This is a genomic window from Sandarakinorhabdus sp., from assembly GCF_040398645.1.
In the GTDB taxonomy this organism is placed as follows: domain Bacteria; phylum Pseudomonadota; class Alphaproteobacteria; order Sphingomonadales; family Sphingomonadaceae; genus Sandarakinorhabdus.
This window is the reverse complement of the sequence record NZ_JBBATR010000030.1, coordinates 23,854-31,158: the sequence shown is the minus strand read 5'-3', so window position 1 is coordinate 31,158 and position 7,305 is coordinate 23,854. Positions and strand designations below refer to the sequence as shown.

The 7,305-nt window shown below is 66.2% G+C and carries 6 protein-coding genes and 1 tRNA gene; 4 read left to right on the top strand and 3 right to left on the bottom strand.

Annotated features, from left to right (window positions below; all coding sequences use genetic code 11):
- The 4 genes from ABWP50_RS08585 to ABWP50_RS08570 form a co-directional block, all read left to right on the top strand.
- Positions 1 to 954 (top strand): transketolase family protein (locus ABWP50_RS08585; RefSeq protein WP_502951013.1); only part of this gene is annotated, 954 nt, incomplete at its 5' end.
- A 7-nt stretch (positions 955 to 961) separates the two neighbouring features.
- Entirely contained in the window at positions 962 to 1,675 is a 714-nt protein-coding gene (locus tag ABWP50_RS08580) for a CPBP family intramembrane glutamic endopeptidase, BDIM_20840 family (protein ID WP_353217579.1), read from the top strand.
- A 51-nt stretch (positions 1,676 to 1,726) separates the two neighbouring features.
- Positions 1,727 to 1,803: transfer RNA gene (locus ABWP50_RS08575), tRNA-Pro, on the top strand.
- Between the two features lie 86 nt (positions 1,804 to 1,889).
- The gene (locus tag ABWP50_RS08570; RefSeq protein ID WP_353217578.1) at positions 1,890 to 3,089 is read left to right on the top strand and encodes a cation:proton antiporter; all 1,200 of its coding nucleotides are present in this window, start codon (positions 1,890 to 1,892) and stop codon (positions 3,087 to 3,089) included.
- A gap of 4 nt (positions 3,090 to 3,093) precedes the next feature.
- On the opposite strand, the gene ABWP50_RS08565 is transcribed toward ABWP50_RS08570, so the two are convergent.
- From ABWP50_RS08565 to ABWP50_RS08555, 3 genes are all read right to left on the bottom strand, one after another.
- On the bottom strand, positions 3,094 to 4,368 hold the full coding sequence (locus ABWP50_RS08565; protein WP_353217577.1) for a sugar MFS transporter: 1,275 nt from the start codon (positions 4,366 to 4,368) through the stop codon (positions 3,094 to 3,096).
- 43 nt (positions 4,369 to 4,411) lie between these two features.
- Entirely contained in the window at positions 4,412 to 6,844 is a 2,433-nt protein-coding gene (locus ABWP50_RS08560) for a glycoside hydrolase family 3 protein (protein ID WP_353217576.1), read from the bottom strand.
- Positions 6,845 to 6,960: 116 nt separating this feature from the next.
- Positions 6,961 to 7,305 (bottom strand): MFS transporter (locus ABWP50_RS08555; protein ID WP_353217575.1); only part of this gene is annotated, 345 nt, incomplete at its 5' end.

The window sequence follows — 7,305 nt, the reverse complement described above, 5'->3', positions numbered from 1 at the left end:
TGGGTGAATGCGCGCGGGCTGTTCCGCCGCCAGCAGATGCCCGATGTGTTTCGCAACGCCAAAATCCCGTCTGCCCAGAAATGGCAGGGGCAGGGCACCGGCCAGCATATCGAACTGGGCATTGCCGAACATAATCTGTTTCTGGTGCTGGCGGCGGCCGGCCTGACGGCGCCGCTGTTTGGCACCCGGCTGATCCCCATTGGCACTGTCTATGATCCGTTCATTGCGCGCGGCTTGGATGCGCTGAATTATGGCTGTTATCAGGATGCGCGCTTCATCCTGGTCGCCACCCCGTCCGGGCTGACGCTGGGGCCGGAAGGCGGCGCGCACCAATCGATCAACCCGCCGTTGATCGCCATGGGGCAGCCGGGCCTGACCCATTATGAGCCAGCGTATGTGGATGAGCTGGCGCTGCTGCTCCACCACAGCTTTGGCCATGTGCAGGCCGAGCACGGCGGCAGCGTCTATTTCCGCCTTTCCACCCGCAGCCTGCCGCAGCCGCAGCGCAGCAACAATGATTGGCAGGCCGGGGCAATCGCCGGCGGCTATTGGCTGCGCGAACCGGCGCCGGGGGGCGAGGCCGCCATCGCCGCCATGGGCGCAGTGCTGCCCGAAGCGCTTGCGGCGTGGGAGGCATTGCATGATGACATCCCCGGCCTGGGCCTGCTGGTGGTGACCAGCCCCGATCTGCTGCACCGCGGCTGGCGGGAAGCAGGCGGCGATAGCCATATCGGGGCGCTGCTGGCGCCGCTGCGCCCCGGCGGCCGGCTGGTCACGCTGTGCGATGCCGCCCCCGCCAGCCTGTCCTGGTTGGGCGGCGTAATGGGCCACCGCGTGGTGCCGCTGGGCGTTGACCGCTTTGGCCAGACCGGCGATCTGGTTGATCTGTATCAGGCTTATGATCTGGATTCAGACGCTGTCGTCGCGGCCATGGCGCGCGCACTGGTGGATTGACGCGCAGATGAACGGTCTGATCAGTCTGGCGGCCGTGCTCGGGATATTGTTCGGGCTTGGCGCAGCGATTGGCGCTGCTGATCGCCGCCATTTCGCGCCGGCCTGGCTCGCGGCGGCGGCAGCGCTGGTGGCGATCAACGATGCGCTGCTCACCAATGGCTACGGCCTGCTGCCCGATATGATCGGCGGCAATTGGAACTGGCAGGGCAAGCTGCTGGCGCTGGCTGCCACGCTGGCGATTGCCGCGCTGCCGGGGTTCGGCTGGCGCCGCTGCGGCATCACATTGGTGCAGGCACCGGGCAGCCTGCGCGCGGCGTTGCCGGTGGCGCTGCTGTATTGCGCATTTTTCGCGGCCATTGCGCTGGCGTTTCCCGGCGATGGCGGCGACACGGAGACTCTGCTGTTTCAGCTCAGCCTGCCGGGCCTTGAGGAAGAAGCCTTTTATCGCGGCCTGCTGCTGGTTGCGCTTGGCCAGGCGTTCACGGCGCGCAAGCGGTTGCTGGGGGTGGATTGCGGCTGGAGCGCGATTCTGTCCTGCCTGTTGTTCGGTCTGGCCCACGCGTTCAGTTTTGCGGGCGGCAGTTTTTCCTTTGACGCCATCACCATGGCACTGACGGCGGTGCCAGCGTTTCTGGGCGTCTGGATGTGGCTGCGGACGGGCAGTTTGTTGTTGCCGGTCCTGCTGCACAATGTCGGCAATTCCCTGTCGCTGCTGATCTGATCGCCGCCAGCCTTGCACTTTGCCCCGCCATCACCTAGGGCATCGCAGGTTCGGGGAGTGGCGCAGTCTGGTAGCGCATCTGGTTTGGGACCAGAGGGCCGCAGGTTCGAATCCTGTCTCCCCGACCATCTTGTGCCGCCGTTGGTGGCCGGCACTGGCTTGCGGTGCCGTGCGCATCGGTCCCAACCCAGCTCGAAAATGGTAACCGCGCCGCATGAACACGGAATTTTTCCTGGTGGGCATGGTGATGATTTTCACTGTGCCATTCCTGGTCTGGCGGCTGGGCAGGACCGATTTTTTCGCGCCGCTGGTCGTGGTGCAGATCATTTGCGGGATCTTGCTGGGGCCGGGTGTGCTGGGCGCGGCGTTTCCGGATCAATATGCTGCGGTGTTTGCCAAGCCGGTGATCGATGCCCTGAGCGGGATCGCGCTATGGGCTGTCATGCTGTTTGTGTGGATTGCCGGTATCGAGCTTGATCTGGACGAAGCCTGGCAGCACCGCGCTGAGACCGGCGTCACGGCCGGGCTGGCGCTGGGCATGCCGCTGCTGTTTGGCTGCGGGGCGGCGCTGCTGCTGCTGTATTCTGGCCCGGGCTGGATCGGTGATGCAGCGCGGCCGTGGCAATTTGTGGTCGGGATCGGCATGGCCTGCGCGGTGACGGCGCTGCCGATATTGGTGCTGCTGATGGAAAAGCTGGAGATTTTGCGCGAGCCGCTTGGCCAGCGTATCTTGCGCTATGCCAGCATCGATGATGTCGCGATCTGGGCCGTTCTGGCGGCGATCTTGCTGGATTGGGAACGATTGGGGCGGCAGGCTGGGTTTTTGATCCTGTTTGCCATCGCCAGCTATGGCCTGCGCCGCCTCTTGCCGCGGCTGGCCGAGCCTGATCGCTGGTATATCTGCCTGATCTGGCTGGCGGGCTGCGGCCTGGCGGCCGATTGGGCCGGGCTGCATTACATGGTCGGGGCGTTTCTGTCTGGCGCGGTCATTGATGCGCGCTGGTTTGATCGGGCGCGCATGGATCAGTTTCGCGGGGCGGTGTTGCTGGCGTTCATGCCGGTGTTTTTCCTCAGCACGGGGCTGCGCACCAGGTGGGATGTGGGCGGCGCCGTGGTATTCGCCGCGGCGGGCCTGCTGCTGGCAGCGGCGGTGGCTGGCAAGCTGGCGGGAACCAATCTCGCCGGGCGCCTGCTGAAATGGCAGAAGGGGGAGGCATGGCTGATCGGCTGGCTGCTGCAGACCAAGGCCCTGATCATGATCATCTTTGCCAACATCCTGCTGGACCGTTCGATCATCACGGCGGGCACGTTTACCGCGCTGTTGTTGATGGCGGTGGCCAGCACGATGCTCACCATCCCGGTGGTGACGCCGCTGCTGGCACGTTATCCGGGCCTGCGCGGCAAAACACGCTAAAGCCTCAGGCTGCTGGCCGCCGTGCGTACCAGCCAAAGGCGGCAATCACTGCATAGCACAGGGCCGGCAGCGTCAGTGACAGCGCCAGCGAGCCACTGGCATCGGCAACGATGCCGGTAAGCAGCGGGATGAACGCGCCCCCGCAGATGGCCACGTTGATGATGCCGGAGCCATCAGCCGCGCTGGCGCCCAGTTTTTCGCAGGCCAGCGAGAAAATCGTCGGGAACATGATGGCGTTCATCAGCCCGATGGCCAGCAGGCTGTAACCGGCCAGTTCGCCGCTGCTGTTGGCCGACACGGCGATCAGCGCGATGGCGCCGCACGCCACACTGGCCAGCGCGAGGCCGGGGCTGACCAGGCGCAGCACAGCCGAGCCGACAAAGCGCCCGGCCATGGCCCCGCCCCAATAAAGCCCGATCAACTGGCCCGCCGATTGGTCCGACAGGCCGAGCACGCTGTCCTGCATCAGATAGCTGACCACCAGCGAGCCGATGGCGACTTCGGCGCCGACATACAAAAAGATGCACAGCGCGCCAAAACCAAAGCGCGGCCGCCGCAGCAGTGCCAGCCCGGCGCGGATGCTGCTGGCCTGGTGCTGTTCACCAACCAGCCGGCCGCGAAACCCCCACACCACCGCCGCCACCACCGCCAGCGCCGCCGCGAGGCTGAGATAGGCGTTGGCGATGACCTGGCTTTCGGCGGCACGATAGGCATCAAGCGCGCTGCCGGACAATGTATCCACCGCAACCACGCTGGCACCGCCGAGCAGCAGGACGGCACCCACCGACGGGAAGACCGTGGTGCCGAGCGAATTGAAGGCCTGCGCAAAGGTCAGGCGGCTGTGCGACGTTTGCGGTGGGCCGAGCAGCGAAATCAGCGGATTGGCCACCACCTGCACCACCACAACGCCGCTGGCCAGGATGAACAGCGCAAACAGAAACAGCGGATAAGAGGCGAATCTGCTGGCTGGAATGAACATCAGGCACCCCAGCATCATCGTCAGCAATCCAGCCACCGCGCCGCGCATGTAGCCGATTTTCTTGACCAGTTGCGCGCCGGGAATGCCGATGATCGCATAGGCCGCAAAAAAGCAGAACTGCACCAGCATCGCTTCGGTAAAGCTGAGCGTGAACAGGCCCTTGAGCTTGGGAATGATGACATCATTCAGCGAGGTGAGGCCGCCGAAGATGAAGAACAACGCAAACACGAATGGTTGCAGGTTCGGCGCATTGATGTGGCCGGCGGCTTGTGTGTCTGAGCTTGAAGAGGCTGCAACCATGGCAAATTCCGATCGGTTCTGAGGGCCGGTTCTGGGGGCCGGTTCAGGAGGCCTTTGGCGGGCAGGCCGGCAATGGCAACGACTGGCCAAGCCGGGCGGTGCGCAGCGTGACGGCAAAACCGCGCGGGGCCTGCAGCCGCAGCGCCGTGCCGACATGGGCAAGATCACCGCCAGCAGCGGCAAAGCAGGCCAGCGGAATTTCCAGCTTGGCGATCTTGCCGACGGGCTGAGCGCGCAATGCCGAAGTGATGTCCAGCGACGCGCCGGCCATGGCAACAACCACAGGCCCAGCCGGCAGTGCATCGATGCGCCAATCCAGCTGAAGCGCGAAGCCGCTGCTGCCCAGCTGGACCAGATTGACCGGTGGGCCATCGATGGCGATGGCGCCGGCCGCGTCCCAGCGGAACTGGCGGGCATCTTCCTGCGCCGAAAGATCGACGGCGCGGGCGGTCACGGCGCTGTCCACGCCCAGCCGCCACGGCGCCACCACCCGGCCGCGCAGCATATAACGGTCTTCGCTGGCCAGCGCAGCCAGATCAGCCTTGGGATCCTCGCTGAGCGGGCCGACGCTGACAGCGGTGCGGTAATCGAGGCCATGGCCCACCGGCCACAGCGACGCGGTGATCGGGGACCGCGCATCGGCCGGCCAGGCAAACGGCAACCGGCCCGTGAAATCGCGCGCCGGCGCGCCATCGCGCCGCGCCACCAGCACATCGGCCACGCCCTGGCCCTGCGAGCCCGGCAGCCAGGCCGCGACAAAGGCATCGGAGGCGTTGATCAGTTGCGGCACGAACAGCGGCCGGCCCGACAGGAACACCGAAACGACCTTGATGCCCTGCGCCTTCAGGCGGGCAATGAGTTCGGTTTCGCCGGCGAGAGCCCGGAAGGCCAGATCGGGCACATCGCCCTGAAACTCGGCATAAGGCTGCTCGCCGAATACCACGATGGCGACATCGGGCTTCGTCGGCGTCGTGCCGGCGGCGGCAATCACCGCTTCACCGCCGGCATCGCGCACGGCGTCGGCGATGGCGCGGCCGATGGTCTGGCCCTTGGGGAAATCGGCGGCGGTGGTGTCGGTGCCCTGCCAGGTGACGGTCCAGCCGCCGCTTTGCATCGCCATGTCGTCGGCGCCGGGGCCAGCGATCAACACGCGCGCGCCCGGCCGGATCGGCAGCACGGCGCCATTGTTCTTCAGCAGCACCAGCGATTTGGCGACCGCTTCGCGGGCCACGGCCAGATTTTCGGGGGTTGCAATGCGCGAGGGGTCACCGCGTTCCATCGGCGCGGGTTCGAGCAAGCCCAGCTGCGCCTTCACGCGCAGCACCCGGCGCACGGCATCATCGATGCGAGCGAGCGGGATGGTGCCGCGCTGCACATGGCGCAGCGTGCTGTTGAACATGCCCTTCCAGCTGTCGGGCGCCATCGCCAGATCAAGCCCGGCATTGAAGGTGAGCGCGCAATCGGTGACGGTGCAGCCCGGCAATTGGCCATGGCCGTTCCAATCACCCACCACCAAGCCTTCAAAGCCCATCCGGCCCTTCAGCACATCGGTGAGCAGATAGCGATTGCCGTGCGCCTTGACGCCGTTCCAGCTCGAAAAACTGGCCATGACCGACAGCACGCCGGCCTCGACCGCGGGGGCATAGCCAGCCGCGTGCACCGCCACCAGTTCAGCCTCACCGATGCGGGCGTCGCCCTGGTCCTTGCCGGCATCGGTGCCGCCATCGGCGACGAAATGCTTGGCGGTGGCCGCCACCTTGTTGGCGGCGAGCGGCGTGCCGGCCGTCAGCGGCCCCTGCAGGCCCAGCGTGAGCGCGCGGGCATAAGCAGCGGTGACCCTGGTGTCGGCGCTATAGCCTTCATAACTGCGGCCCCAGCGTAGATCCTGCGGCACCGCCAGCGTTGGCGCGAAGGTCCAATCAATGCCGCTGCCTGACAGTTCGGCCGCGGTCACGGCCCCGATCCGCTGCAGCAATTCCGGATCATTGGCGGCGCCCAGGCCGATATTGTGCGGGAAGATGGTGGCGCCGGGCAGATTGCTATGGCCGTGCACAGCATCAACGCCAAACAGGATCGGGATGCCGGCGCCCGACTGGCGCGAAACAGCGCGGAATTCCCCAACCAGCCGCACCCAGGCCGCAGCATCAGCGCGTTCGTTGCCATAAGGGCCGCCATTGCCGCCGGCCAGAACCGAACCGAGCGGGTAACGCTTCAGATCAGCCGGCTTGACCGCGGTGAGATCGGCCTGGATCAACTGGCCGATTTTCTGGCGCAGGGTCATGCGCTGCATCAATGCGGCGATGCGGCTATCGGTTGCGGGATCGGTGAGCGCGGCGGGGCTGCGGGTGGCGGGCCACAGCGCCGGATTTCCGGCGGCGGGCGCTGCCGGCCCGGGTGCCGTTGGCGCATCAGCGATTGCGCCGGTCGACCAGCTGCCGGCTGCCAGCAGGAACGCCAGCCACGCGCGTGTCATCATCGATTGTCCCCACGGTTCCCGCGAACAAACGCTTCTTGTGAACGTTGCCATCGACTGCCTCGCACGGGGCAGGCAAAGAATCAACTGGTGTCGGTGCATGTGGCCAGCTGCGCGCGTCATTGGCGGCGGGCGGGCGCGAGCATCAGCGCGGCAACAACGGCAAGCACGGCGAGCAGTACGAACAGCGCGCGAAAGCCAAGGCTGGGCACCAGCGCCAGCGTCAAGCCCGGCATCACCAGCGATGGCAGCGTGTTGGTCAGATTGAACAACCCCAGATCGCGCCCGCGCCGGTCACTGCGCGGCAGCACCGCCAAGGTTTGCGCGGAATGCAGCGCCAGAAAGACGTTGCAGGCCAGACTGAACACACAATAGCCGGCGATGGCAATTGCTGGCGTGGCAGCGCCGCCCATCACCAGCAGCGCAATGGCCGCCACACCGGCCCCGATGCGCAGCGGCAGCAA